Source organism: Leifsonia stereocauli (assembly GCF_038432415.1).
Taxonomy (GTDB): domain Bacteria; phylum Actinomycetota; class Actinomycetes; order Actinomycetales; family Microbacteriaceae; genus Orlajensenia; species Orlajensenia stereocauli.
The window spans coordinates 356,070-380,435 of sequence record NZ_JBCAUN010000003.1; the positions used below are offsets into that span (position 1 = coordinate 356,070).

Genomic DNA, 24,366 nt, shown 5'->3' on the forward strand with positions numbered 1-24,366 from the left:
GGCGCGTAGGGGGCGCGTGTTCGAAGGGATGGAATGGCAGCTTCAGGTAGGCAGAAGCCAGCGCATAGATATGACATGGCGGTTCGTTCCCTGCATTTCGGGTTTACAGGTACTGCATCGGGTTTGTGCAAGCTGAACTGTGCTCAGCTATGCATGGTTCGACACTATCGATCCGGGGGGTTGGAGGATGACCCCAGAGTGGGGGTAAGTTCCGGTTCTGGTCAGGTGAATGATGTTGACAGAACGATCGGGCGGATGCCGGGAACAGGGAAGCCCCCGATCCGCATGGACCAGGGGCTGTGGTGGCTCCGACGGGCGTCGATCCCGTGACCTCACGATTTTCAGTCGTGCGCTCTACCAACTGAGCTACAGAGCCTAGGCATTCTCGATGCCGCTTAAAGGAGAAGCCCTCTCTTTCGAAAGGGCTTGTCGCCTTTGCGACCCTGACGGGACTTGAACCCGCGACCTCCGCCGTGACAGGGCGGCACGCTAACCAACTGCGCTACAGGGCCTCGATGTGAAACCATTCTATATTCAATTGAGAGATCCGATTTCTCGGTGACCCCAACGGGATTCGAACCCGTGTTAACGCCGTGAAAGGGCGCCGTCCTAGGCCTCTAAACGATGGGGCCGGATGAGCCACCAAGCGATGACCACCGACGCATAAGCATACGTTGTGGCGCGCGACGTGACAAATCGAGCAGGGAAACAGGTCGATCGCCCCGGAAACATGCGGCTGCATCCGATTCTGCGACTGGCGCAGGATGAGCCGGATTTGGATCTGGCGACAGGTTAGATTCCTCGCGGCGGTTCCCGCCGGAGCGTCCTGCTGCCTATCGGCCGTGCGTTTCGCCGCTGTTGTTAAAGTTGAAGAAGTGACCAGAGTGATCGCGATCTCCCTACAGCGCGATCGAATGGGGATTCATGGAACACCGCGTGCGGAAGTACGGGCTTCGCCGGCATCGACCGGAGACGAGCCCTCGGTCGCCGCGCCCGCGCGGCGGTGCTCGGCTGGCGGCCGTCGTCGTTGCCATCGCCCTCGGCTTGACGGGCGGTCTCGCATCGCCGGCTTCGGCTGACGAGTACCCCACCTGGGACGACCTGCAGAAGGCGAAGTCGAACACTGCCGCCGCCGCAGACAAGGTTGCCCAGATCACCGACCTGATCGAGCAGATCAAAGTGCAGGTCGCGCAGACGCAGGCCGAAGCCGAGAAGCGTGGCGAGGAGCTGCAGGTCGCTCAGGACGCCTACGACCAGGCAGTTCGCAAGGCCGAGGATATCCAGGCTCAGGCTGACGCAAGCCAGAAGACGGCCGACGACGCGACTGCCCAAGCCGGCCAGCTCGCGGCGCAGCTCTACCGCACCGGTGGCACGGACCTCACGGCCAACCTCATGCTCGATCAGGACGGCGCGAAGTCCGACGCCCTGCTCTCGCAGCTTGGGAGCATGAGCAAACTCGTCGAGCGCAGCTCCGAGATCTACGAGACAGCACACATCGCGGCCAACACCGCCGCGTCGCTGGGCGAGCAGGCCAAGATCGCGCAGGGTGAGCGCGAGAAGCTGCGCATCGCGGCCGAGAGTGCACTGGCCGCAGCAGTGGAGGCGCAGCAGGCCGCTGAGGCGGCTCTGGCCGAGTCGGTGGCCAAGAGCGCTGAGCTCGCGGCCCAGCTCGCCTTCCTCAAGGACACGCAGGCCAAGGTCGCGACCGAGTATCAGAAGGGTGTCGAGGAACGAGCGCGCCTCGAGCGCGAGCGTCTTGCACGCGAGGCCGCAGCTCGAGCCCAGGCAGCCGCCGAGGCTGCCGCCGCTGCTGCAGCCTCGGGCGGTGGTGGTGGCTACAGCGGGGGCGGCGGAAGCGTCGCCGGCGGCAGCGTCGGCAGCAGTGGCTGGGCGATCCCGGCATCCGGACGCATCACCGACGGCTACGGTGCGCGACCCGTGCTCTGCGGAAGCGGCGGATGCAGCGGATCCTTCCATTACGGCGCCGACATCGGTGCGGGGTGCGGTTCGCCCATCTACGCTGCAGCCTCGGGAACCGTGGTCTACACCGGATACCTCGGCACCTACGGCAACTACGTCAAGATCGACCACGGCAACGGCGTCGCCACCGGCTACGCCCACATCGGCTACGGCGGAACTTACGTGGGCGTCGGCCAGCAGGTGTCGGCGGGGCAGAACATCGCCTCCGTGGGCACGACCGGTGCATCGACGGGTTGCCACCTGCACTACGAGGTGTACAACTGGGGCACCCGAGTGAATCCGTTCCCCTGGATGGCCGACCGAGGAGTTCCACTTGGCTGACAAGGACCGCACCCGGCGATCACGCGTCTCCCCGTTCTCGCTGTTCGCCGTCCTCACGGCCGGAGCAGTCACGGCATCCGTCGGCATCGTCGCACCAGCACTTGCCGACCCCGGGTACCCGTCGTGGGACGAGATCCAGGCGGCGAAGAAGAACGAGGCCACGAAGAAGGCCGAGATCACCCGCGTCACCGACCTGCTCGCCGGGCTCTCCGCAGCAGCCGAGGAGGCGTCGAAACAGTCGCAGATCGCCGCTGAGGCCTACCGGAACGCCCTCGAGGCGTTGACGGCAGCCCAGGAGCGCGAGAAGGACCTTCGGTCGCAGGCGGATGCCGCAGCCGAGACGGCGAAGACATCGAAGATGCGCGCCGGGCTGATCGCGGCTCACCTCGCACGCTCGGGCGGGAAGGACCTCTCGGTCGACCTGTTCCTCAACGGCGAGAAGGCCGAGGACCTGCTGCACCGACTGGGATCGGCGTCGAAGCTGAGTGAGCAGTCGCAGGAGATCTACGCCGAGGCGATGCAGGACGCCAACACGGCGACGGCACTGGCCGCCGAGGCCGATTCCGCGGCAGCCGAGCGGAAGAAGCTCGCCGCAGACGCCGAGACGAAGCTCGCGAGCGCTCAGGTGGCGGCGAAGGCCGCCGAAGACGCCTATGCCGAGCAGGTCAAGTACTCCGACGAGCTCTACAGCCAGCTGGCCACGCTGAAGGACACGACGGCCGCGCTCGAGAAGGACCGCATCGAGGGGATCGCCGCAGCCGAGGCGGCAGCCGTCGCCGAGCGGGCCGCCGCTGAGAAGGCGGCTGCAGAGAAGGCGGCCGCCGACAAGGCCGCGGCCGACAAGGCCGCCCAGGACGCGGCCAACGGTGGTGGCGGTGGTGGCGGCGGCGGCGGAGGCGGTGGTAGTGGTGGTGCCCCGGCACCCGCGCCTGCACCTGCACCTGCACCAGCTCCTGCCCCAGCCCCGGCACCGGCTCCGAACGGCAACCGCGTGGAGACCGCCATCGGCTTCGCTTCAGCGCAGCTCGGCAAGCCGTACGCCTCTCCCGGCGACAGCTGGAACACCTGGGACTGCTCCGGGCTCACCAAGGCCGCCTACGCGGCCGCAGGCTCCTACATCGGCACGCACTCGGCCACGAACCAGTACTGGACCATGGCCGGGCAGGGGCGGCTCGTGCCGTACTCCCAGCGCCAGCGCGGCGACCTCATCTTCTGGGGCAGCGGCGGCGACTACTACCACGTGGCCATCTACCTCGGCGGCGATCGCATCCTCGAGGCGGCCGACTGGGGCAAGCCCGTGCGCGAGTGGTACATCTGGGGCGGCTACGACGTGGCGGGCATGGTCGGTCGTCCCGGCTAGTCCGACCCCGGGTGGGTGGTACGCAGAAGGGGCGAGCCGCAGCCCGCCCCTTCGATGAAACCGTGATCGAGAGTGCTAGTGCTTCTCGTGTCCGGGGAACGCCTCGATCGACTTCTGGATGATCGCCTCGGCCTCGGCAGCCGTGCCCCACGACTCGACCTTGACCCACTTGCCGGGCTCCAGGTCCTTGTAGTGCTCGAAGAAGTGCTTGAGCTCGTTCTTGGTCTGCTCGGGCACGTCGTCGATGTCCTGGATGTGCGCCCAGCGGGGGTCCTTGGCCGGCACCACGATGACCTTGGCGTCTCCGCCGGCCTCATCGCTCATGTCGAGGTAGCCGACGGGGCGAACCGAGACGCCGACGCCCGGGTAGACCGGGTACTCGAGGAGCAGGAGCGCGTCGAGGGGGTCGCCGTCATCGGCCAGGGTGTTCTCGAAGAATCCGTAGTCGGTCGGGTACGCGAAGCTCGTGAAGAGCACGCGGTCGAGGTAGACACGACCTGTCTCGTGGTCGACCTCGTACTTGTTGCGGCTCCCCTTGGGGATTTCGACGACGACGTCGTATGCGGCCATGTTCTGTTCTCCTTGAGTGTCGGGAAAGTCGGCTTAAGGTTACTGGATGGAGTCCGAGCGCCGTCCCCGGCTGACCCCCGCCATCGCCGACGTGCGCCGTGCGGTACGCAGCTGCATCGATGGACTCGCCCCGTCTACGACGGATGCACTGCTCCTCGTCGCGCTGAGCGGGGGCGCCGATTCCCTCGCCCTCGCCGCGGCGACAGCCTTCGAGGCGCCGCGATCGGCGATGCGCGCCGGCGCCGTCATCGTCGACCACGGACTGCAGGCCGACTCGGCCGTCGTGGCAGAGCGAGCCGCGGCCCAGGCCCGGGTGCTCGGCCTCGACCCGGTGCTGGTGCGCCGGGTGGACGTCTCGGCCGGGACGGATGCCGGAGGCCCCGAGGCCGCGGCCCGTGACGCCCGCTACGAGGCCCTGAACGCCGCCGTCGCCCAGACCGGCGCTCTCGCCGTGCTGGTCGGCCACACCCTCGACGACCAGGCCGAGACCGTGCTGCTCGGGCTCGCTCGAGGGTCGGGGGGCGCGAGTCTGCAGGGCATGGCCGAGGCATCCGGGATCCTGCGACGCCCGCTCCTCGGCATCCGTCGATCGACCACTCGCCAGTTCTGCGCCGACGCCGGACTCGATGTCTGGGACGACCCGCACAACGACAGCCACCTCTATGCTCGGGTGCGGGTGCGCTCCAGCGTGCTGCCCGTGCTCGAGACGGAGCTCGGTCCCGGAATCGCCGAGGCCCTCGCCCGCACGGCAGAGCAGTTGCGCGAGGACTCCGAGGCGCTCGACTCCATGGTCGAAGAGACCATCGAGGAGATCTGCGAGCCGGCAGAGGCCGGAATCGCGGTGTCGATCGGCGCCCTGGCGGCGAACCCGGCCGCCCTGCGGCAGCGCATCATCCGTCGCGTGGTGGACAGCGAGTTCGGCGTGAGCCTGAGCCGAGTGCAGACGCTGGCCGTCGCCAGACTGGTCACGGACTGGCACGGCCAGAAACCGCTCGATCTACCGGGCATTAGAGTGAAACGCGACGCCGGACTGATCGTGTTCACCGCAGCGTCGACTCCACTCTGATCACACCCGGATCACCCCGATCACACCCCGATCGACCCAAGCGGAACGGAAACCCAGGCCATGGAAGCCCACGACATCGACGGCCAGCTCACCGAGATGCTGCTGAGCGAAGAAGACATCCACGCGAAGCTCGCCGAACTCGCCCGGGTGATCGAGATCGACTACGCAGACAAGAACGTGCTCCTGGTCGGCGTGCTGAAGGGCGCCGTCATGGTCATGGCCGACCTGGTCCGTGAGCTGCGCATCCACGCCAACATGGACTGGATGGCCGTCTCGTCCTACGGCAGCGGCACCCAGTCGAGTGGGGTCGTGCGCATCCTGAAGGACCTCGACACCGACGTCACCGGCCGTCACGTGCTCATCGTCGAGGACATCATCGACTCCGGCCTCACGCTGAGCTGGCTGCAGTCCAACCTGGTCACCCGCGGGGCGGCGTCGGTCGAGATCTGCGCCCTGCTGCGCAAGCCGGATGCCGCCAAGGTCGCCGTCGACGTCAAGTACCTCGGCTTCGACATCCCGAACCAGTTCGTCGTGGGCTACGGCCTCGACTACGCCGAGAAGTACCGCAACCTGCGCGGCGTCGGCATCCTCGCTCCGCACGTCTACAGCTGAGGTCGGGTCGCGCCCAGCCTGCTGCCATGACGCACGAGTTTCGGTGCGTTCGTAGCCTTCGCGATGAGCGGGAGCTATATTGACGCAATGCGACTCCCGATCAGGCCGCTTTCCGGGCGTTGGCCCGCTCCGCTGCAGAAGGCTTTCACCCGATTCTTCTGGCGCGACCCCAGCGTCATCCTCGATCCGGATGTCTCCGCTGAGGACTTCCGCCGGGCGATGTCGGCGATCCATGTCGGCGAGACCATCAAGATCACCGAGGGGGACAGGCACCCGGCTGCCGACGCTCTCATCATCGACAACGTCGACCTGACGGATGCCGTCATCGTCGACATCGGCGCATCGGATGGGTCGACCTCCGTCGACCTGATCGGCAAGCTCCCGACGTTCGGCCAGTACATCATCGCCGACCTGTACTTCCATCTCACCGCACGCCGGTCGGATGGTCGCACCTTCCTGTTCGACCAGGCGGGGGAGTGCATCCTCGTCGTGGGGCCCCGCGCCGTCGCGTGGCCGAGCCTCTCCGGATCGGTCCGGCGGCTGTATTCGCGCCGGATCGCCCGCTCGCTCCGCCCCGACGTGCCGGTGGAGCAGGTGCTGCTGCTGAACCCCGATGCCCGAGCCCTGATGGCCTCAGATCCCCGGGTCACGTTCCGCCAGCATGACGTCTTCACACGCTGGGGCGAGCCGAGGCCGACCCTCATCAAGGTGGCCAACCTGCTGCGTCAGCTGTACTTCTCGGATGACATGCTGCGCGTCGGGGTCGCCTCGGTGCTCGACAGTCTCGACGAGGGCGGCTACTTCCTCATCGTCGACAACTCGCGCATCAAGGACATGCCACCGAGAGCAGGGTTGTATCGGCGGACCGGGGATCGCTTCGCCGTCGTCGAGGAGACTCCCAACAGGCCGGAGATCGGCGACCTCATCGAAAGCGTGAGACTCCCGTCGGCGGTGGCGCGGTCTGAGTGACGATCGTCGCACCCCGGCGCTGCGGCAAGCCGTGAGCGAACATGGAGCACGTGCACAGCGCACGGGCGATACCCTCAGAGCACCATGAACGTGAAGAAGCTCCTGCGCGGACCATTCCTGTACATCATTCTGGCCATCATCGCCGTCTGGATCGGGTCCAGCCTGATCACGATGTCGGGCTTCCGCGAGGTGTCGACCCAGCAGGGACTCGAGTTCCTGAACGACGGCAAGGTCGCCAGCGCGAAGATCGTCGACGGCGAGCAGCGCGTCGACCTCACTCTCACCAGCGCCGACCCGAAGTACGGCGAGCAGGTGCAGTTCTACTACGTCGCCCCGCGCGGTGAAGAGGTCGTCGATGCCGTGAACGCGGCCAAGCCCAAGGACGGCTTCACCGACGAGGTTCCGCAGCCGAACTGGTTCCTCTCCGCGCTCGGTTTCCTTCTCCCGCTGCTGCTCATCGGTGTCTTCTTCTGGATCATGCTGTCCGGCATGCAGGGTGGCGGCAACAAGGTCATGCAGTTCGGCAAGTCGAAGGCGAAGCTCGTCACGAAGGAGAGCCCGCAGGTCACCTTCGACGACGTCGCCGGCAGTGACGAGGCCCTCGAGGAGCTGCAGGAGATCAAGGACTTCCTCAAGGAGCCCGCGAAGTTCCAAGCCGTCGGAGCCCGCATCCCCAAGGGCGTGCTGCTCTATGGCCCTCCCGGAACCGGCAAGACCCTCCTCGCCCGCGCCGTCGCCGGCGAGGCCGGAGTCCCCTTCTACTCGATCTCCGGTTCCGACTTCGTCGAGATGTTCGTCGGCGTCGGCGCCAGCCGCGTGCGCGACCTGTTCGAGCAGGCCCGTCAGAACGCGCCGGCCATCATCTTCGTCGACGAGATCGACGCCGTCGGTCGCCACCGTGGCGCCGGCATGGGCGGCGGTCACGATGAGCGCGAGCAGACTCTCAACCAGCTCCTGGTCGAGATGGACGGCTTCGACCCGAAGACGAACGTCATCCTGATCGCAGCGACGAACCGTCCCGACATCCTCGACCCCGCGCTGCTGCGTCCGGGCCGCTTCGACCGCCAGATCGGCGTCGACGCCCCCGACCTGCAGGGCCGCAAGAAGATCCTCGAAGTGCACGGCAAGGGCAAGCCGCTCGCCAAGGGCGTCGACCTCGAGATCGTCGCCCGCAAGACCCCGGGCTTCACGGGCGCCGACCTCGCCAACGTGCTGAACGAGGCCGCTCTGCTCACGGCGCGCTCCAACGCCCAGCTCATCGACAACCGTGCGCTCGACGAGGCGATCGACCGCGTCATCGCCGGTCCGCAGCGTCGGACGCGCCTGATGAAGGACAAGGAGAAGCTCATCACGGCGTACCACGAGGGCGGCCACGCCCTCGCCGCCGCGGCGATGAACTACACCGACCCCGTGTCGAAGATCACGATCCTCCCGCGAGGTCGCGCCCTCGGCTACACGATGGTGCTCCCGCTCGAGGACAAGTACTCGATCACCCGCAACGAGCTCCTCGACCAGCTCGCCTACGCCATGGGCGGCCGCGTCGCCGAGGAGATCGTCTTCCACGACCCGACCACCGGCGCCTCGAACGACATCGAGAAGGCGACGGCGACGGCACGCAAGATGGTCACCGAGTTCGGCATGAGCGCCGACGTCGGAGCCGTCAAGCTCGGCCAGTCGCAGGGAGAGGTCTTCCTCGGCCGCGACATGGGCCACCAGCGCGACTACTCCGAGCGCATCGCCGAGCGCGTCGACGCCGAGGTGCGCGCGCTCATCGAGAAGGCGCACGACGAGGCGTGGCAGGTCATCAACGAGAACCGCGACATCCTCGATCACCTCGCCAAGGAGCTTCTCGAGAAGGAGACCCTGGACCACAACGAGATCGCCGAGATCTTCAAGGACATCAAGAAGCTCCCCGAGCGTCCGTTGTGGCTCTCGAGCGAATCGCGTCCGTTGTCCGAGCGTCCTCCGATCGACTTCCCCACGCCTGCACCGATCGACGAGACGGTGACGGATGGCGGAGTCGGGTCCGACACCGAGGCTCCGGCCGCACCGGCCCCGGCGCGCACCCGCGCCGTGAAGCCGCGTCCGGCGACGGCGTAGACCGGGGGCGCGCGTGACGGGCGTCGATCGGCCACGCATCGAAGCGGCTGTGACCGAGCTGCTGCTCGCGATCGGCGAGGATCCCTCTCGGCCCGGGCTCGTGAAGACCCCGAAGCGCGTCGCGGATTCCTACGCGGAGTTCTTCGGCGGGCTCGAGGTCGACCCGGTGTCGCACCTGCTCGACGCCGTCCCGTTGGGCTCCAGCGACGACGGCCTGCCGCAGACCAGCGACGCCGTCATCGTGCGGGGCATCGACTTCAGGTCGATCTGCGAGCACCATCTGCTTCCGTTCGTCGGCATCGTGCACGTCGCCTACCTCCCCGGTGAGCGCGTGGTCGGGCTGGGCAAGCTGGCCGACGTCGTCGAGACCCTCTCCACCCGTCCCCAGCTGCAGGAACGCCTGACCGAGGAGATCGCCGACGCGCTCGAGACCGGGCTCGCAGCACGCGGGGTCCTCGTGGTGATGGATGCCGTTCACAGGTGCGTCGTCGCGCGCGGCTCGCGCCAGGCCGGCAGTTCGACCGTCACAGTGGCCAGCAGAGGCGAGCTGACGGATGCCGTCGCCCGCGCCGAGCTCATGGCGCTCATCGGCGAATCCCCCCGTGGCTGAGATGGCGGCATCCGTCGACACCGTCATCCTCGGTGTGCTCAACGTCACCCCTGATTCCTTCAGCGACGGCGGCCGCTGGATCGACACCGACGCCGCCATCGCCCATGCCCAGGCGCTGGTCGCCGAGGGCGCCGACCTGATCGACGTGGGCGGGGAGTCCACCCGCCCCGGTGCCGAGCGCGTCGACCCCGTGGCAGAGCAGGGTCGAGTGATCCCCGTGATCGCCGCCCTGAGCGCGGCGGGCATCGCCGTGAGCGTCGACACCATGAACGCGTCGACGGCGGTCGAGGCTGTCACCGCAGGCGCCGCAATCGTCAACGACGTCTCGGGTGGTCTCGCCGACCCCGACATGGCGGCAGCCGTCGCAGGCCTCGACGTGCACTACGTGGCGATGCACTGGCGCGGGCACTCCAAGCACATGAACGACCTCGCCCGCTACGGCGATGTCGTGACCGACGTGCGGTCGGAGCTGGCCGACCGTGTCGACGCCCTTCTGGCCGCCGGCATCAGATCCGACCGCATCATCCTCGACCCCGGGCTCGGGTTCGCCAAGCGTGCCGAGCACGACTGGGAGCTGCTCGGCAACCTCGGCGAGCTCGCCGGTCTGGGGCATCCGCTTCTCATCGGGGCGTCGCGCAAGCGGTTCCTCGGGCGGCTGCTGCCCGCCGACGCGCCGGTGTCCGACCGGGATCTCCCGACGGCCGTGGTGAGCGCCCTGAGCGCTCGCGCCGGGGTGTGGGGCGTGCGCGTGCACGACGTTCTCGGCACGCGCCGCGCCCTCGACGTCGTGCGCGCATGGCAAGGTGGAGAGCGTGGATAAGACGCTCGACAGCATCAGCATCACCGGACTGCGCATCGACGCGCATCACGGGGTGTTCGAACACGAGCGCCGCGACGGCCAGGAGTTCGTGATCGACGCCACCGTGTGGCTCGATTTCGCCAGGGCCGCGGCCGATGACGAGCTGGCCCAGACCATCCACTACGGAGAACTCGCCATCGAGATCGCCGACGCCGTGCGCCGCGATCCTGTCGACCTCATCGAGACCCTCGCCGAGCGCATCGCGGCCACGGTGCTGGCGCATCCCGCAGCCCACGAGGTGCGCGTCACGGTGCACAAGCCCCATGCCCCCATCCCCGAGCGATTCGACGACGTGTCCGTCAGCATCACCCGGGGTCGCGCGTGAACGCCGGCCCGCGCGGGGGCGTCGCATCGGCTGAGACCCACTCCGTCCTCGCCCTCGGCAGCAATCTCGGCAACCGCGCCGAGCAGATCGCCACGGCCATCGCCGAGATCGCCGACACCGACGGCATCCGTCTCACCGCTGCATCGAAGCTCGTCGAGTCGACGGCCGTGAAGCCCGCCGGCACCGACGATCAGGCGCCCCGGTATCTCAACGCCGTCGTCAGCATCGCCACGACGCTCGACGCCGACGCGCTGCTCCACGCGATCAACGCGATCGAGGCCGACCACGGTCGCACCCGCGACGAACGCTGGGGCGACCGCACCCTCGACATCGACGTCATCACCTTCGGCGACGTCAGCTCAGACGACGCGCGACTGACTCTGCCGCATCCGCGTGCCGCCGAGCGCGCCTTCGTGCTGGCCCCCTGGCTCGAGATCGAACCGGACGCCGTTCTGCCGGGTCGTGGTCGCATCGACGCCCTCCTCGCGGCCCTGCCGCCCGCCGACGCCGTCGCCGTCTGGCCGGCCGACTCCGGATGGACGACGCGATGACCCGCACCTATCCGACGACGCTCATAGCCCTCGCCCTCGTCGGCCTCGTGGTCGGCTATCTGGTCGAGCTCGGCACGGCCGCGACAGGGCGTGCCGTGTTCGTGCCGCCCGTCTCCCTGCCGATCGCGCTCGTGGCGATCGCCGCCGTCGTGATCGGCTTCGCCGTCCCCATCCGCCGTGCCGTCACTGGCAGGTCGAGGGAGCGCATCAACCCGTTCCGCGCGATGAGGGTGGCTGCCCTCGCGAAAGCGTCGTCCCTCGCCGGAGCCCTCCTCCTCGGCGGTGGCATCGGGGTGCTGGTCTACCTGCTCACCCGCACGGCCATTCCCGGCCTCGGCTCGATCTGGATGGCCGTCGCCTCGGCCGTCGCCGCCGCGATCCTGCTCGCAGCAGGTCTCATCGCCGAGTACTTCTGCACGATCCCGCCGAGCGGCGACGACCCAGACGACGAAGTAGGAGCCCATGCCTGAGACCGATCATGACGACGATGTCGCTATGACGAGCGCCAGCGCGGAGATCAGCGCCGGGCCCGGCGTTCCCGTCCCTGCCGAGTCGGGTGTCGAGACCGGTGACGGCGCATCCGGTTCGGCGGCACCCGCAGCGTCGACCGATCAGCGCATCGACCTGCCCGGAATCGCCTGGAAGCGCGTCTCGCCGAAGTACCTCGTCGCCGGCCTCGTCCAGCTCGGCATCGCGGCCGTGATCGTCTGCGGCCTCATCGCCGTCGCCTGGCTCGCGTGGGACTGGACGTGGGCCGGCTGGGCACTGCCGTTCGTGGTCGCGTTCTTCCTCATCAGCATCGTCGTGGAGCCGCGCCGGGTGCGGTCGATCGGCTATGCCCTGCGCACGGACGACCTCGTGTTCCGGCGGGGCATCATGTTCCAGCGCTTCGTGGCGGTTCCCTACGGCCGGATGCAGCTCGTCGACATCACACGCGGACCGGTGTCGCGCGCTCTCGGCCTCGCCGACCTGCGCTTCGTGACCGCCGCGGCGTCGACGGCCGTCGCCATCCCCGGGCTCCCCGAGGCCGATGCCGAGGAGTTGCGCGATCAGCTCGTGACCCTGGCCGAGAGCCGCCGGGCCGGGCTGTGAACCTGACCGACGGCGAGTGGCACCGCCTGCATCCGGCGTCGCCGGTGCTGCGCGGGGGTATCGCCTTCATCGCCATCGCCGGTTTCGTGATCGCCAACCTGCGCGAGCGACTCGTCGAGATCTTCTTCCACGTGCCGAGCTACGGCGACGACCCTCTCGACGACATCTACGAGCGCGGACTGGTGGGCTGGGCGCTGCTCGCAGTGCTGGGAGTGCTCATCGTGATCATCGCCGTGTTCTACCTGTCGTGGCGCATGCACAGCTTCCGCGTGACGGACGACCTCGTCGAGGTGCGCAGCGGCCTGCTCTTCCGCACGCATCGGCGCGCCCGCCTCGACAGGGTGCAGGGCGTGACCATCACGCGATCGCTGCTTCCGCGCCTCTTCGGAGCGGCCAAGCTCGATGTGGCCGTAGCGGGCAACGACGGCAACGTACAGCTCGCGTATCTCGGATCGGCGGCAGCGGATGCGCTGCGTCGCGAGATCCTGCAGCTCGCGTCGGGGTTGCGAGCGAGCCGGGGCACCCCAGCGCTGCCCGCCGCCGATGCCGATGCCCCCGCCGATGCTGAGGCCGCCGCCAGCGCCGCCGCCAGTGCCACTGCCACCGCGACTGGCGCACCGGCATCCGTCGCCACGCGCATCATCAACCAGCGCGTGAACGAGTTCCTCGCGCCGGAACTCGACGCCGATGTCGCTACACCCGAGTCCGTCGTCCGCATCCCCGTCGTACGACTGATCGGATCGGTGCTGCTCAGCGGCTACTCGGTCTTCCTCCTGGCCGCGGGCGTCGCGCTCATCGTGGGTGTCGCGAACGATGCCGTCTGGCCGGTCTTCGCCGTGCTGCCCATCCTCATCGGCAGCGTGAGCTACTACTGGAACCGGGTCACTCGGATGCTGCGCTACAGCATCGCAGGCACGCCCGACGGTGTGCGCGTCGGCTACGGCCTGCTCTCGACCAACAACGAGACGCTGCCTCCAGGCCGCATCCACGCCATCGGCGTGAGCCAGCCGCTGCTATGGCGGCCGTTCGGCTGGTGGCGCATCCAGGTCAACACCGCGAGCCGGGCGCGCAGCGACGGCCAGAACCGCGACCACACCACGGTCATGCCCGTCGGAAGAGCCGACGACGTCTCGCGGGTGCTCGGCCTCATGCTGCCGGCCTTCGTCGGCGACGACGCTGCCCTCGTGATCCGCGCCGGGCTCGTCTCCCGGGGCGACGACGACTACTCGGGAGCCCCTCGTCGGGCTGCCTGGCTGCGGCCGTTCTCCTGGCGGCGCACGGGCTACAGGGCGGCATCCGGAGTACTGCTTCTGCGGCATGGCCTCGTCTCTCGACACCTCGCCATCGTGCCGTACGCCAGGGTGCAGAGCGTGTCGCTCTCGCAGGGCCCGCTGCAGCGATCCCTTCGGCTGGCGGCAGTGCAGGTGCAGACGGTGTCGGGGCCTGTCGTGGCCTCTCTCGACGTCGCCGATGCGGCCACGGCCGTCCGCCTGTTCGGCGAGGCCGGAGACGACGCCGTCACCTTCGCCGCCTCGGACACGAGTCATCACTGGAGCACGTCATGAGCCCGTCCGCCGCAGCATCGCCATCGTCCAGGGCCGGTCGGCTCGGCGTCGGCATCATCGGGGCCGGTCGGGTCGGGCCCGTGCTCGGGGCGGCCCTCGCCGGCGCCGGTCACGCCCTCGTCGGAATCTCAGCCGTCTCCGAGGCGAGTCTCGAGCGAGCGGATGCGATGCTCCCGGGAGTTCCCGTCCTGACTGTGCCCGAGGTGGTCGAGCGCAGTGAGCTCGTCATCCTCGCGGTTCCGGCAGCCGAGCTGCCGGCCCTCGTCTCCGGCCTCGCGGCCACGGGCGCCTGGCAGCCCGGACAGCTCGTTCTCCACACGGCGGCGCAGTATGGAACCGACGTGCTCGCCCCGGCGCTGCAGCGCGGAGCCATCCCGCTCGCCGTGCATCCGGCGATGACCTTCACGGGCACCAGCCTCGACATCTCGCGGCTCACCGAGGCGTGGTTCGCCGTCACGGCGCCGGCTCCGGTGCTGCCGATCGGGCAGGCTCTCGTGGTGGAGATGGGCGGTGAGCCTCACATCGTGGCCGAAGCCGACCGCGCGGCCTACGCCGAGGCCGTCGAGACGGCGGTGTCATTCTCGAGTGCGATCGTCGATCAGGCCGCTCGACTGCTGCGCGGCATCGGCATCGAGAACGCCGGTACCTTCATCGCCCCGCTCGTGCGTTCGTCGGTCGAGGCGGCTCTGGCCCGCAGCGGCGCGAGTACCATCGACGTGGCCGATCTGTTGGCCGACACCGGAGGCGGGTTCGACAACCCTCCCGCATCCGAGGAGTGAGATGAACCGCCCGTCCCCGACAACCTCGACGCTCGCAGCCGACCCGACAGTCACGGTTCTCTCGACCGTCGCCTCGGTGCGCGAGAGCGTGCGCGCAGCCCGGGCATCCGGTGACCGCATCGTGCTCGTCCCGACCATGGGCGCCCTGCACGCCGGGCATCTTGCCCTCGTCGACAGGGCGCGCGAGCTCGGTGAGACCGTGATCGTGTCGATCTTCGTGAACCCGCTGCAGTTCGGTGCCGGCGAGGACCTCGACCGCTACCCGCGCACCCTCGACGCCGACCTCGAGGCACTCGACGCTCACGGTGCATCCTTCGTGTTCGCGCCGCCAGTCGACGAGATGTATCCCACCGGTGCCGTCGAGACCCGCGTGAGCGCCGGGCATGTCGGCTCCCTCTACGAGGGTGCAGCGCGGCCGGGCCACTTCGACGGGATGCTCACCGTCGTCGCCAAGCTGCTCGGCATCACGCAACCCGACGTCGCCGTGTTCGGCCGCAAGGACGCGCAGCAGGCATTCCTCGTTCAGCAGATGGTCGCCGACCTCAACCTGGCGACGACGATCGAGGTCGTCGCCACAGTGCGCGAACTCGACGGGCTGGCGCTGTCGAGCCGCAATCGCTTCCTCTCCGACGAGGAGCGTCTCGCGGCGATCACCCTCTCCGAGGCACTGCGCACGGCGGAGAACACGGCCTTCGAGGGCGTCGCCGAGGTGCTCGCTGAGGCTGCGGGAGCGTTCGGCGATCACGACGCCGTTAAACTGGACTATCTCGTCGTCGTCGATCCGGCGACCTTCCTTCCGGTCGACGACGATTTCCGCGGCACGGCAACGGTCCTCGTGGCCGCACTCGTCGGGGGGACCCGACTCATCGACAACACCACCATCACCCTGAACTGACGCGGGCCACCAGGCTCGCACCCACGGAGACATTCATGGCCGACGACCAGACGACCACCGACGAGCCGACAGCCGAGGAGATCTCGGAACAGAAGGCCGTACGCCTGGCCAAGCGCGAGCGCCTCATCGCAGAGGCGACGGATGCCGCAGGCGGGGCCTATCCGGTGAGCGTCCCGGTGACCGACACCATCCCCGCCGTGCGTGCACGCCACGAGGGCCTCGAGCCCGACGTCGCCACCGGCGACATCGTGGGCGTCGCCGGCCGCGTCGTGCACCTGCGCAACACCGGCAAGCTCTGCTTCGCGGCGCTGCAGTCCGGCGACGGATCGCGCATCCAGGCCATGGTCTCGCTCGGCGAGGTGGGCGAGGAGAGCCTGGTGGCGTGGAAGGAGCTCGTCGACCTCGGCGACCACCTCTTCGTCTCGGGCGAGGTCATCACCAGCCGTCGCGGCGAGCTGTCGATCATGGTGCGCGACTGGACCGTCGCGGCCAAGGCGATCCTGCCGCTGCCGAACCTGCACAACGAGCTCTCCGAGGAGAACCGCGTGCGCAGCCGGTACCTCGACCTCATCTCGCGCGATCAGGCCCGCGCCAACGTCATCAACCGGGCCAAGACCGTGGCGAGCCTGCGCCGAACGTTCGACGACCTCGACTTCATCGAGGTCGAGACGCCGATGCTGCAGGTCATGCACGGAGGAGCATCCGCTCGCCCCTTCGTCACCCACTCGAACGCGTTCGACACCGAGCTGTTCCTGCGCATCGCCCCCGAGCTCTACCTGAAGCGCGCCGTCGTCGGCGGCATCGACCGGGTGTTCGAGATCAACCGCAACTTCCGCAACGAGGGTGCAGATTCCACGCACTCGCCCGAGTTCGCCATGCTCGAGGCCTACCAGGCCTACGGCGACTACAACTCGATCGCAGACCTCACGCAGAAGCTGATCCAGGATGCCGCAGTGGCCGTGTCGGGGTCGCACGTGGTGACCTGGGCTGACGGCACCGAGTACGACCTCGGCGGCGAGTGGGACCGCATCTCCATGTACGGCAGCCTCTCCGAGGCGGTCGGCCGTGAGATCACGCCGGAGACACCGATCGAGGAGCTGCGCGCCATCGCCGCGTCCGAGGGTGTCGAGGTGGAGCATCCGCTGCACGGCAAGTACGTCGAGGAACTGTGGGAGCACTTCGTCAAGGGTGACCTCGTGCGCCCGACCTTCGTGATGGACTTCCCCGTCGACACCTCCCCCCTCGTGCGTGCACACCGCTCGCGCACCGGCGTCGTCGAGAAGTGGGACCTGTACATCCGCGGCTTCGAGCTGGCCACCGGCTACTCCGAGCTCGTCGACCCCGTCGTGCAGCGCGAGCGCTTCATCGAGCAGGCGAAGCTCGCCGCCGGCGGCGATCCCGAGGCGATGCGCCTCGACGAGGAGTTCCTCCGCGCTCTTGAATTCGGCATGCCTCCGACCGGGGGCATGGGCATGGGCATCGATCGTCTGCTCATGGCACTGTCCGGGCTCGGCATCCGCGAGACGATCCTGTTCCCCCTGGTGAAGTGATGAACGACTATCTCCCGAAGAGCGAGCTCGAACCCGACGACGGCGGCAAGAAGCCCGTCTCCAACACGCGCCTCGGCATCTGGCTCGCTGTCGGAGGCTTCGCCGTCTACATGATCGTCACGGGCATCATCGGCATCGTCTCGAACTAGCCGGGTCTCCGGCTTTCTCGCCGTCGCGCCCGCGCGGTGGGGGAGCGGCATCCGGGGCCGTAGAATGACAGGGCTATGGACAACTTCTGGGTCAACGCGCTCTGGTCGCTCACGCCGACGGTACTCGTCGGCGGTATCTTCTGGTTCATCATGCGTGCCCTCCTGCGTGCGGACCGCACCGAGCGCAAGGTCTACAGCGAGATCGAGGCCGAAGAGCGCGCCAAGCTCGGACTCGACGCGCCACACCGCGACAAGCCCGCGGTCTGAGCGCAGATGTCGTCGACGGACCTGTCGCTTCTCGTCATCGCGCTTCTCCTCATCATCGACTGGTCCATCCGCATCGCGGCGATCATCATCATCCCGCGGAATCGTCGCCCGACTGCTGCGACGGCCTGGCTGCTCGCCGTCTTCTTCATCCCGTACATCGGCGTGCTGCTGTTCCTGCTGATCGGCAATCCGAAGCTCCCGCGCAAGCGACGCGCGAAGCAGAAGGAGATGGACGCCTTCATCCGCGCGAACACTGATGTTCCCGAGGGGCGTCAGGCCAACGAGCAGTGGCCGGCCTGGTTCGGCTCCATCGTCGAGCTGAACTCCAACCTGAGCGCCATGCCCATGGTCGACGGCAATTCCGCACGCCTGATCGCCAGCTATCAGGGCTCGATCGACGCCATGACCGCCGAGATCGCGACGGCGCGCAAGTACGTGCACGTCGAGTTCTACATCCTCTCCTGCGACCAGACGACCGCCGGATTCTTCGACGCCCTCGAGGCCGCAGTCGAGCGGGGCGTGAAGGTGCGCGTGCTGCTCGATCACTGGGCCTCGTCGCACACACGGGACTACAAGGCGACGCTCAAGCGCCTCACCGCCATGGGCGCCGAGTGGTACCTGATGCTGCCGGTGCAGCCGCTCAAGGGCAACAACCAGCGGCTCGACCTGCGCAACCACCGCAAGATCCTGGTGGTCGACGGCCGCACGGCGTTCGTGGGGTCGCAGAACCTCATCGACCGCACCTACAACAAGAAGTCGAACATCAAGCGCGGCCTCAAGTGGCAGGAGCTCGTCGCCCGCGTCGACGGGCCCGTCGTCGACGCCCTCAACCTCATCTTCATCACCGACTGGTTCATCGAGTCCGACGTGCTGCTCGAGAAGGAGGCGGAGGTGCTCGAGTCCATCGACGATCCGCGCCTGCTCGAGTGCCAGGTGGTGCCGAGCGGCCCCGGATTCGCCGGCGAGAACAACCTCAGGCTCTTCCTGGCGCTGCTCTACAACGCGCAGGAGCGCATCGTCATCACGAGCCCGTACTTCGTGCCAGACGAGGCGATGCTCTACGCGATCACCACGGCGGTGCAGCGTGGCGTCGCCGTCGACCTGTTCGTGTCGGAGATCGGCGACCAGGCCCTGGTGTGGCACGCCCAGCGCTCGTACTACGAGGCGCTGCTGCGCAACGGCGTGCGCATCTACATGTACAAGGCTCCCTACATCCTGCACGCGAAGCACTTCACCGTCGACGAGGACGTCGCCGTGATCGGCTCGAGCAACATGGACATGCGCTCGTTCGGCCTCAACATGGAGGTCTCGCTGATGGTGCGCGGCAAGAGCTTCGTCCAGGAGATGCGCTCTGTCGAGGACGACTACCGTGCCGCCAGCAAGGAGCTCACGCTCGACGACTGGATGAAGCAGCCGCTGCGTTCGACGGTGCTCGACAACCTCGCACGGCTCACGAGCGCGCTTCAGTGATTCCGGTCGCCGAGGCCGGGACGAAAGTCCGCGGCCGAAGCGCTCGAGCTGGTCGCTACGACCGCGGCTTGAGTCTCACCGTCGGCATCTCGGGCGCAGGGAGCGCACGTCCGTCGTAATCGACGATGCCGAAGCGACCTCCGGGATCACCGTGGGTGATCGCGTCAGTCTGCCAGTCGCTCCGGAACTGCTCGATCTCGTCGTGCGTGCGTCCGATGAAGTTCCACCACATGATGAAGCGCTCGCCGAAGGGCTCTCCGCCGAGCAGCAGTGCACGGGCACCGGCCTCGCCGGCGGTCACCGTCACCGATTCTCGACCCGGGGTCAGGTAGGCGAGCTCGGTGCGCGCGACATCGACACCGTCGACGGTGAGGGGACCGACGTCGACGAGGAGGCCGTGCTCGAAGGCCGGGTCGAGTGGCAGCTCCGCGCGTCCGAACGGCGGGAGGTCGAGTTGGGCTCCGAGCAGGGGAGTGAACACCGAGGCGTCGGTGGAGACTCCGGCGATGGCGCCGACGAAGACCTGCAGTGCGGCATCCGCCACCGAGGCCATGACGGCTGTGTGCCTCTCGAAGAACGGCTCGCCGTGGCGGGCATCGTCGGGGAGCACGATCCAGAGCTGCACGCCGTGCAGCCGGGTGGCGTCGCCGAACGACACCTCGGAGTGCGAGATGCCCCGGCCGGCCGTCATCAGGTTGAGCTCGCCGGGGTGGATGCGCCCGAGTGTCCCGACGCTGTCGCGGTGCTCGATCTCGCCGCCGAAGAGCCAACTGGCGGTCTGGAGTCCGGTGTGCGGATGCGGCGGCACGACCATGCTGTCGGAGTCACCGGGCCCGTAGTGGTCCGCGAAGCACCAGGCGCCGATGGTGGGGCGGCCGCGCTGCGGGAGGGTGCGGTGCACCTTCATGGCCCGCGGCCCGCCGAGAGGCACCTCGCGTGCCTCGAGGATCTGCACGCCGGATGTGACGATGCCGATGGCTGCGGCGGACGACTCGTCGAGGATGAGCTCGTCCGGGTGCTTCTCCAGGTTGCTCATGGGGGCATCCTATTGCGCGCTCCTTACATGCGATCGGCCGCCGAGCGTAGGCTGGCTGCATGATCGGAGCCACGAGGATCACCCAGCTCGCCGCATCCGTCGCCATCGTGGTCACAGCAGGGCTCGCGCTCGCGGGCTGCAGTGGCGCCGGCGCACAGTCGGGCAACGCGGTCGAGAACTACGCGGGCGGCCCGAAGGGCGTCGAAGATCGCGGGGGAAGCGAGCTGCAGCCCTTCGCCTCGTGGCTCGACGAGGGCGACCAGATCGCGCTCACGCTCTACGGCAGCTCGGGATGCCCGCCCGTGGGTGACACGATGCGTGTCGCGTCATCGAACTCGCTCGTCGTCTCGGTCATCCCCATCCCTCACGATCAGGCGTGCACGGCCGACTACGCGCCCCACACCACGGTGTTCGCGACTCCCGACGACGTGACGACGTCGTCCGACGTGAGCATCAGGGTCGACGACCAGAGCATCACGCTCAAGGCGATGCGCTGAGCGGCGGCATCGTCACCGCCTGAGCACGAAGAGCTCGCCGATCTCGCAGTCGAGCGCCCGGCAGACGGCCTCGAGGGTCGAGAACCTGATGGCGCGGGCGCGATCGTTCTTCAGCACGCTGAGGTTCACGACGCTCACCCCGACGATCTCGCTCAGCCTCGTGAGGGTGATGCCGCGGGCGGCGAGCAGCTCGTCGAGCCGGCAGTGCACCGCTCCGGCCTCGAGGATCTCGGCCGGAGTCATCAGACCAGGCCCTCGGTGTCGCGCTGGAGGCGTTCGCCCACCCCGAACACCGTCGCCACCAGTGCGACGACGAAGGCGATGATCACGAGGTCGAATGGTGCGACGGAGATGATCACGTTGTCGAAGCTGCGGTCGCTGACGCGGGCGAAGGCGCCATTGGCGGCCATGTTGCCGAAGAACGGCACCAGGAAGTAGCCGGCGAGCCCGAGGAAGCCGGCCGTGGTGACCAGCACGCTGTTCGTGCGACTGAAGACCGTGCCGACGGCCATGTTGCGGATGAGCCAGATCAGGCAGATGACGACTCCGACGACGGATGCCGCCAGCACGAGCTGTTGGATCACGAGCGCCGCGAGGGACGCACCGGGCAATGAGGGTGCCGTGATGATGGCCCGGTCGAGCTCGACCGCCACCTCAGCGCCGTCCGGTCCGATCGGAGCCAGCGCCTGCGTGCCGGAGAACGCGGCCAGAACCGCGACGTCCTTGTTGGGCAGGACCTCGATGATCCGGGCGATCGCAGTCCAGAGCGCCCACCCGGCGATCGCCACGCCGGCGACGGCGAAGGCCCAGAGCCCGATGCGGTCCCCGCGGCTCGGCCTGTGCGTCTCGGTGATGCTCACGATCTGCTCCTAACGATTATCGATAACAACGATAAACGATACGTTAGGTGGATGGCTCGTGGATGTCAACGGTCGGGCACACAGCCATCCGTCAGGCTCCGTGCGCCGAGGGCGAACACCGCCATTTCGGCGCGGATCGCTGGCTACTCTCTTTCTATCGGCACCGCATCCGCGCGTGGCGCCGAGAGGAGTAGAGATGTTCGAGAGATTCACCGACCGAGCTCGTCGCGTCGTCGTCCTGGCCCAAGAAGAGGCCAAGATGCTCAACCACAACTACATCGGAACCGAGCACATCCTGCTCGGCCTGATCCACGAGGGTGAGGGCGTCGCTGCGAAGGCACTCGAGTCGCTCGGCATCTCGCTCGACGCCGTGCGCGAGCAGGTGCAGGACATCATCGGCCAGGGCCAGCAGCAGCCGACGGGGCACATCCCGTTCACGCCGCGCGCCAAGAAGGTTCTGGAGCTGAGCCTCCGCGAGGCCCTCCAGCTCGGCCACAACTACATCGGAACCGAACACATCCTGCTCGGCCTCATTCGCGAGGGCGAGGGCGTCGCCGCCCAGGTCCTCGTGAAGCTGGGCGCCGACCTCAACCGCGTGCGCCAGCAGGTCATCCAGCTGCTCTCGGGGTACCAGGGCAAGGAGCAGGTCCAGGTCGGAGCCAACGAGCAGCAGCAGGCGCAGGGTGGCTCGCAGATCCTCGACCAGTTCGGCCGCAACCTCACCCAGGCAGCCCGCGACGGCAAGCTCGACCCCGTGATCGGGCGCGAGAAGGAGATCGAGCGCGTGATGCAGATCCTGTCGCGTCGCTCCAAGAACAACCCCGTCCTCATCGGTGAGCCCGGCGTCGGCAAGACCGCCGTCGTCGAGGGACTCGCGCAGGCCATCGTCAAGGGCGATGTCCCCGAGACGCTCAAGGACAAGCAGCTCTACTCGCTCGACCTCGGTTCCCTCATCGCCGGCAGCCGCTACCGCGGCGACTTCGAGGAGCGCCTGAAGAAGGTCACCAAGGAGATCCGCACCCGGGGCGACATCATCGTCTTCATCGACGAGATCCACACCCTCGTCGGAGCAGGCGCGGCAGAGGGCGCGATCGACGCCGCCAGCATCCTGAAGCCTCTGCTCGCCCGTGGTGAGCTGCAGACCATCGGTGCGACCACCCTCGACGAGTACCGCAAGCACTTCGAGAAGGATGCCGCTCTCGAGCGTCGCTTCCAGCCCATCCAGGTGGCTGAGCCGTCGCTGCCCCACACGATCAACATCCTCAAGGGACTCCGCGACAAGTACGAGGCGTTCCACAAGGTCTCCATCACGGATGGCGCCATCGTCTCGGCCGCGAACCTCGCCGACCGCTACGTCAGCGACCGCTTCCTGCCCGACAAGGCCATCGACCTGATCGACGAGGCCGGCGCCCGCCTGCGACTCTCGATCCTCTCGAGCCCGCCGGAGCTGCGCGAGTTCGACGAGAAGATCGCCGTGGTGCGTGCTGCCAAGGAGACCGCCATCGAGGACCAGGACTTCGAGAAGGCCGCGTCGTTGCGCGACGAGGAGAAGAACCTCCTCGGCGAGCGTCTGCGTCTCGAGAAGCAGTGGAAGTCCGGCGACGTCAAGACGACCGCCGTGGTCGATGAGGGCCTGATCGCCGAGGTGCTCGCACAGGCCACCGGCATCCCCGTGTTCAAGCTCACCGAGGAGGAGTCGAGCCGACTCGTCTTCATGGAGAAGGCTCTGCACCAGCGCGTCATCGGTCAGGAGGAGGCCATCTCGGCCCTCGCCAAGACCATCCGTCGCACCCGTGCCGGACTCAAGGACCCGAAGCGTCCCTCGGGATCGTTCATCTTCGCCGGTCCCACGGGCGTTGGAAAGACCGAGCTCGCCAAGGCGCTCGCCGAGTTCCTGTTCGATGACGAGGCCGCCATGATCTCGCTCGACATGAGCGAGTACGGCGAGAAGCACACGGTCTCGCGCCTGTTCGGTGCTCCTCCCGGATTCGTCGGCTTCGAGGAGGGTGGCCAGCTCACCGAGAAGGTGCGCCGCAAGCCGTTCAGCGTCGTGCTCTTCGATGAGATCGAGAAGGCCCACCCCGACATCTTCAACTCGCTCCTCCAGATCCTGGAGGAGGGACGCCTGACGGATGGCCAGGGTCGCGTCGTCGACTTCAAGAACACCGTGATCATCATGACGACCAACCTCGGCACGAAGGACATCTCAGGCGGCCCGGTCGGATTCCTCCTCGAGGGCGACAGCGCCACTGATTACGACCGCATGCGCGGCAAGGTCAACGACGAGCTCAAGAAGCACTTCAAGCCCGAGTTCCTCAACCGCGTCGACGAGATCATCGTCTTCCCGCAGCTGAACAAGGCCGAGCTCCTGCAGATCGTCGACCTGTTCGTGAAGCGTCTGAGCGATCGGATGCTGGACCGCGACATGACCGTCGAGCTCACGGTGCCCGCCAAGGAGCGTCTCATCGAGGTGGGGTTCGACCCGGCCCTCGGTGCCAGGCCGCTGCGTCGAGCTGTGCAGCACGAGGTCGAGGACCGCCTGTCGGAGAAGATCCTGCACGGCGAGCTCGGCTCGGGCGACCACGTGCACGTCGACTTCATCGATGGCGAGTTCGTGTTCACCACCACACGTCGCGAGGTTCCGGCCGGAGTCGGCATCAACGCCGGCGCCACGCTCGGCACGGGCGGGGTCACCCCCGACCTGGCGATCACTGCGGACTAGAAGCATCATCAGCGAGGGGTCGGGCGTTCGGGTCGCCCGGCCCTTCCTCTCGTTGTGCGGTGCATTCCCATCTCGATTCCGCCGTGTGAAGGCATCCGGAAACCCGCGTCCGCGAGAACAGTGGGCAGTCCGGCGTGATGCCTTCACACGGGGGTGTGTTC

Annotated in this window: 25 protein-coding genes and 3 tRNA genes; 21 read left to right on the forward strand and 7 right to left on the reverse strand. The window is 67.9% G+C overall.

Features of this window, described 5'->3' with window-relative positions:
* Window positions 1-300: 300 nt before the first annotated feature.
* The 3 genes from AADV74_RS15710 to AADV74_RS15720 all read right to left on the reverse strand — a co-directional run bounded on the left by AADV74_RS15710 (window position 301) and on the right by AADV74_RS15720 (window position 632).
* Window positions 301-376, reverse strand: a tRNA-Phe gene (locus AADV74_RS15710).
* Between the two features lie 62 nt (window positions 377-438).
* Window positions 439-512 (reverse strand) — tRNA-Asp (locus tag AADV74_RS15715).
* A 47-nt stretch (window positions 513-559) separates the two neighbouring features.
* Window positions 560-632 (reverse strand) — tRNA-Glu (locus tag AADV74_RS15720).
* Window positions 633-924: 292 nt separating this feature from the next.
* Here AADV74_RS15720 and AADV74_RS15725 point away from each other — a divergent pair.
* Together AADV74_RS15725 and AADV74_RS15730 are read left to right on the forward strand one after the other, a co-directional pair.
* Window positions 925-2,301 carry a peptidoglycan DD-metalloendopeptidase family protein gene (locus tag AADV74_RS15725; protein WP_342115840.1) on the forward strand — a complete coding sequence of 459 codons (1,377 nt, stop codon included), beginning with the start codon at window positions 925-927 and terminating at the stop codon, window positions 2,299-2,301.
* Window positions 2,294-3,661 carry a C40 family peptidase gene (locus AADV74_RS15730; protein WP_342115843.1) on the forward strand — a complete coding sequence of 456 codons (1,368 nt, stop codon included), beginning with the start codon at window positions 2,294-2,296 and terminating at the stop codon, window positions 3,659-3,661. Before AADV74_RS15725 ends, AADV74_RS15730 begins: the two co-directional genes overlap by 8 nt.
* A 75-nt stretch (window positions 3,662-3,736) precedes the next feature.
* Here AADV74_RS15730 and AADV74_RS15735 read toward each other — a convergent pair whose 3' ends face one another.
* Window positions 3,737-4,231: an inorganic diphosphatase gene (locus AADV74_RS15735; protein ID WP_342115847.1), complete on the reverse strand. Its 495-nt coding sequence runs from the start codon at window positions 4,229-4,231 to the stop codon at window positions 3,737-3,739.
* 46 nt (window positions 4,232-4,277) lie between these two features.
* Between AADV74_RS15735 and tilS the strand changes: the two genes are divergently transcribed.
* From tilS to cls, 17 genes are all read left to right on the forward strand, one after another.
* On the forward strand, window positions 4,278-5,297 hold the full coding sequence (tilS, locus tag AADV74_RS15740; RefSeq protein ID WP_342115849.1) for a tRNA lysidine(34) synthetase TilS: 1,020 nt from the start codon (window positions 4,278-4,280) through the stop codon (window positions 5,295-5,297).
* 60 nt (window positions 5,298-5,357) lie between these two features.
* Window positions 5,358-5,909, forward strand: a complete 552-nt coding sequence (gene hpt, locus AADV74_RS15745) for a hypoxanthine phosphoribosyltransferase (protein WP_342115852.1) — start codon at window positions 5,358-5,360, stop codon at window positions 5,907-5,909.
* An 87-nt stretch (window positions 5,910-5,996) separates the two neighbouring features.
* Window positions 5,997-6,878, forward strand: a complete 882-nt coding sequence (locus AADV74_RS15750; RefSeq protein WP_342115854.1) for a hypothetical protein — start codon at window positions 5,997-5,999, stop codon at window positions 6,876-6,878.
* Window positions 6,879-6,962: 84 nt separating this feature from the next.
* Entirely contained in the window at window positions 6,963-8,978 is a 2,016-nt protein-coding gene (gene ftsH, locus AADV74_RS15755) for an ATP-dependent zinc metalloprotease FtsH (protein ID WP_342115856.1), read from the forward strand.
* Between the two features lie 13 nt (window positions 8,979-8,991).
* Window positions 8,992-9,588 (forward strand): GTP cyclohydrolase I, encoded by a 597-nt coding sequence (gene folE, locus AADV74_RS15760; RefSeq protein WP_342115859.1) that lies wholly within the window; start codon window positions 8,992-8,994, stop codon window positions 9,586-9,588.
* Window position 9,589: 1 nt separating this feature from the next.
* The gene (gene folP / locus AADV74_RS15765) at window positions 9,590-10,408 is read left to right on the forward strand and encodes a dihydropteroate synthase (protein ID WP_342116395.1); all 819 of its coding nucleotides are present in this window, start codon (window positions 9,590-9,592) and stop codon (window positions 10,406-10,408) included.
* Window positions 10,401-10,772 carry a dihydroneopterin aldolase gene (folB, locus tag AADV74_RS15770; protein WP_342115862.1) on the forward strand — a complete coding sequence of 124 codons (372 nt, stop codon included), beginning with the start codon at window positions 10,401-10,403 and terminating at the stop codon, window positions 10,770-10,772. The genes folP and folB overlap by 8 nt, the downstream gene beginning before the upstream one ends.
* The gene (folK, locus tag AADV74_RS15775) at window positions 10,769-11,323 is read left to right on the forward strand and encodes a 2-amino-4-hydroxy-6-hydroxymethyldihydropteridine diphosphokinase (protein ID WP_342115864.1); all 555 of its coding nucleotides are present in this window, start codon (window positions 10,769-10,771) and stop codon (window positions 11,321-11,323) included. Before folB ends, folK begins: the two co-directional genes overlap by 4 nt.
* The gene (locus tag AADV74_RS15780; RefSeq protein WP_342115867.1) at window positions 11,320-11,793 is read left to right on the forward strand and encodes a DUF3180 family protein; all 474 of its coding nucleotides are present in this window, start codon (window positions 11,320-11,322) and stop codon (window positions 11,791-11,793) included. Before folK ends, AADV74_RS15780 begins: the two co-directional genes overlap by 4 nt.
* A gap of 25 nt (window positions 11,794-11,818) precedes the next feature.
* Entirely contained in the window at window positions 11,819-12,415 is a 597-nt protein-coding gene (locus AADV74_RS15785; protein ID WP_342116399.1) for a PH domain-containing protein, read from the forward strand.
* Window positions 12,412-13,980 carry a PH domain-containing protein gene (locus tag AADV74_RS15790; RefSeq protein WP_342115869.1) on the forward strand — a complete coding sequence of 523 codons (1,569 nt, stop codon included), beginning with the start codon at window positions 12,412-12,414 and terminating at the stop codon, window positions 13,978-13,980. Before AADV74_RS15785 ends, AADV74_RS15790 begins: the two co-directional genes overlap by 4 nt.
* A complete protein-coding gene (locus tag AADV74_RS15795) occupies window positions 13,977-14,759 on the forward strand; it encodes a Rossmann-like and DUF2520 domain-containing protein (protein WP_342115871.1) in 783 nt (260 codons plus the stop codon). The genes AADV74_RS15790 and AADV74_RS15795 overlap by 4 nt, the downstream gene beginning before the upstream one ends.
* Window position 14,760: 1 nt before the next feature.
* The gene (gene panC, locus AADV74_RS15800; RefSeq protein ID WP_342115874.1) at window positions 14,761-15,654 is read left to right on the forward strand and encodes a pantoate--beta-alanine ligase; all 894 of its coding nucleotides are present in this window, start codon (window positions 14,761-14,763) and stop codon (window positions 15,652-15,654) included.
* Between the two features lie 35 nt (window positions 15,655-15,689).
* A complete protein-coding gene (lysS, locus tag AADV74_RS15805; protein WP_342115876.1) occupies window positions 15,690-17,204 on the forward strand; it encodes a lysine--tRNA ligase in 1,515 nt (504 codons plus the stop codon).
* Window positions 17,204-17,353 carry a hypothetical protein gene (locus AADV74_RS15810; protein WP_157497775.1) on the forward strand — a complete coding sequence of 50 codons (150 nt, stop codon included), beginning with the start codon at window positions 17,204-17,206 and terminating at the stop codon, window positions 17,351-17,353. Before lysS ends, AADV74_RS15810 begins: the two co-directional genes overlap by 1 nt.
* 75 nt (window positions 17,354-17,428) lie before the next feature.
* Entirely contained in the window at window positions 17,429-17,620 is a 192-nt protein-coding gene (locus AADV74_RS15815; protein WP_055821619.1) for a hypothetical protein, read from the forward strand.
* A 6-nt stretch (window positions 17,621-17,626) separates the two neighbouring features.
* Entirely contained in the window at window positions 17,627-19,090 is a 1,464-nt protein-coding gene (gene cls, locus AADV74_RS15820) for a cardiolipin synthase (protein WP_342115882.1), read from the forward strand.
* Between the two features lie 55 nt (window positions 19,091-19,145).
* Here the strand turns inward: cls and AADV74_RS15825 are convergent, their stop codons facing one another.
* On the reverse strand, window positions 19,146-20,126 hold the full coding sequence (locus AADV74_RS15825) for a pirin family protein (protein WP_342115885.1): 981 nt from the start codon (window positions 20,124-20,126) through the stop codon (window positions 19,146-19,148).
* Window positions 20,127-20,185: 59 nt separating this feature from the next.
* Between AADV74_RS15825 and AADV74_RS15830 the strand changes: the two genes are divergently transcribed.
* A complete protein-coding gene (locus tag AADV74_RS15830) occupies window positions 20,186-20,623 on the forward strand; it encodes a hypothetical protein (protein ID WP_342115887.1) in 438 nt (145 codons plus the stop codon).
* A gap of 12 nt (window positions 20,624-20,635) precedes the next feature.
* Here the strand turns inward: AADV74_RS15830 and AADV74_RS15835 are convergent, their stop codons facing one another.
* Complete coding sequence (locus AADV74_RS15835; RefSeq protein ID WP_342115889.1) at window positions 20,636-20,866, reverse strand: helix-turn-helix domain-containing protein; 231 nt, start codon at window positions 20,864-20,866, stop codon at window positions 20,636-20,638.
* Window positions 20,866-21,483, reverse strand: a complete 618-nt coding sequence (locus tag AADV74_RS15840; protein ID WP_342115891.1) for a hypothetical protein — start codon at window positions 21,481-21,483, stop codon at window positions 20,866-20,868. Before AADV74_RS15840 ends, AADV74_RS15835 begins: the two co-directional genes overlap by 1 nt.
* A gap of 196 nt (window positions 21,484-21,679) precedes the next feature.
* Between AADV74_RS15840 and AADV74_RS15845 the strand changes: the two genes are divergently transcribed.
* On the forward strand, window positions 21,680-24,205 hold the full coding sequence (locus AADV74_RS15845; RefSeq protein WP_342115893.1) for an ATP-dependent Clp protease ATP-binding subunit: 2,526 nt from the start codon (window positions 21,680-21,682) through the stop codon (window positions 24,203-24,205).
* The last annotated feature ends 161 nt before the right edge of the window (window positions 24,206-24,366 follow it).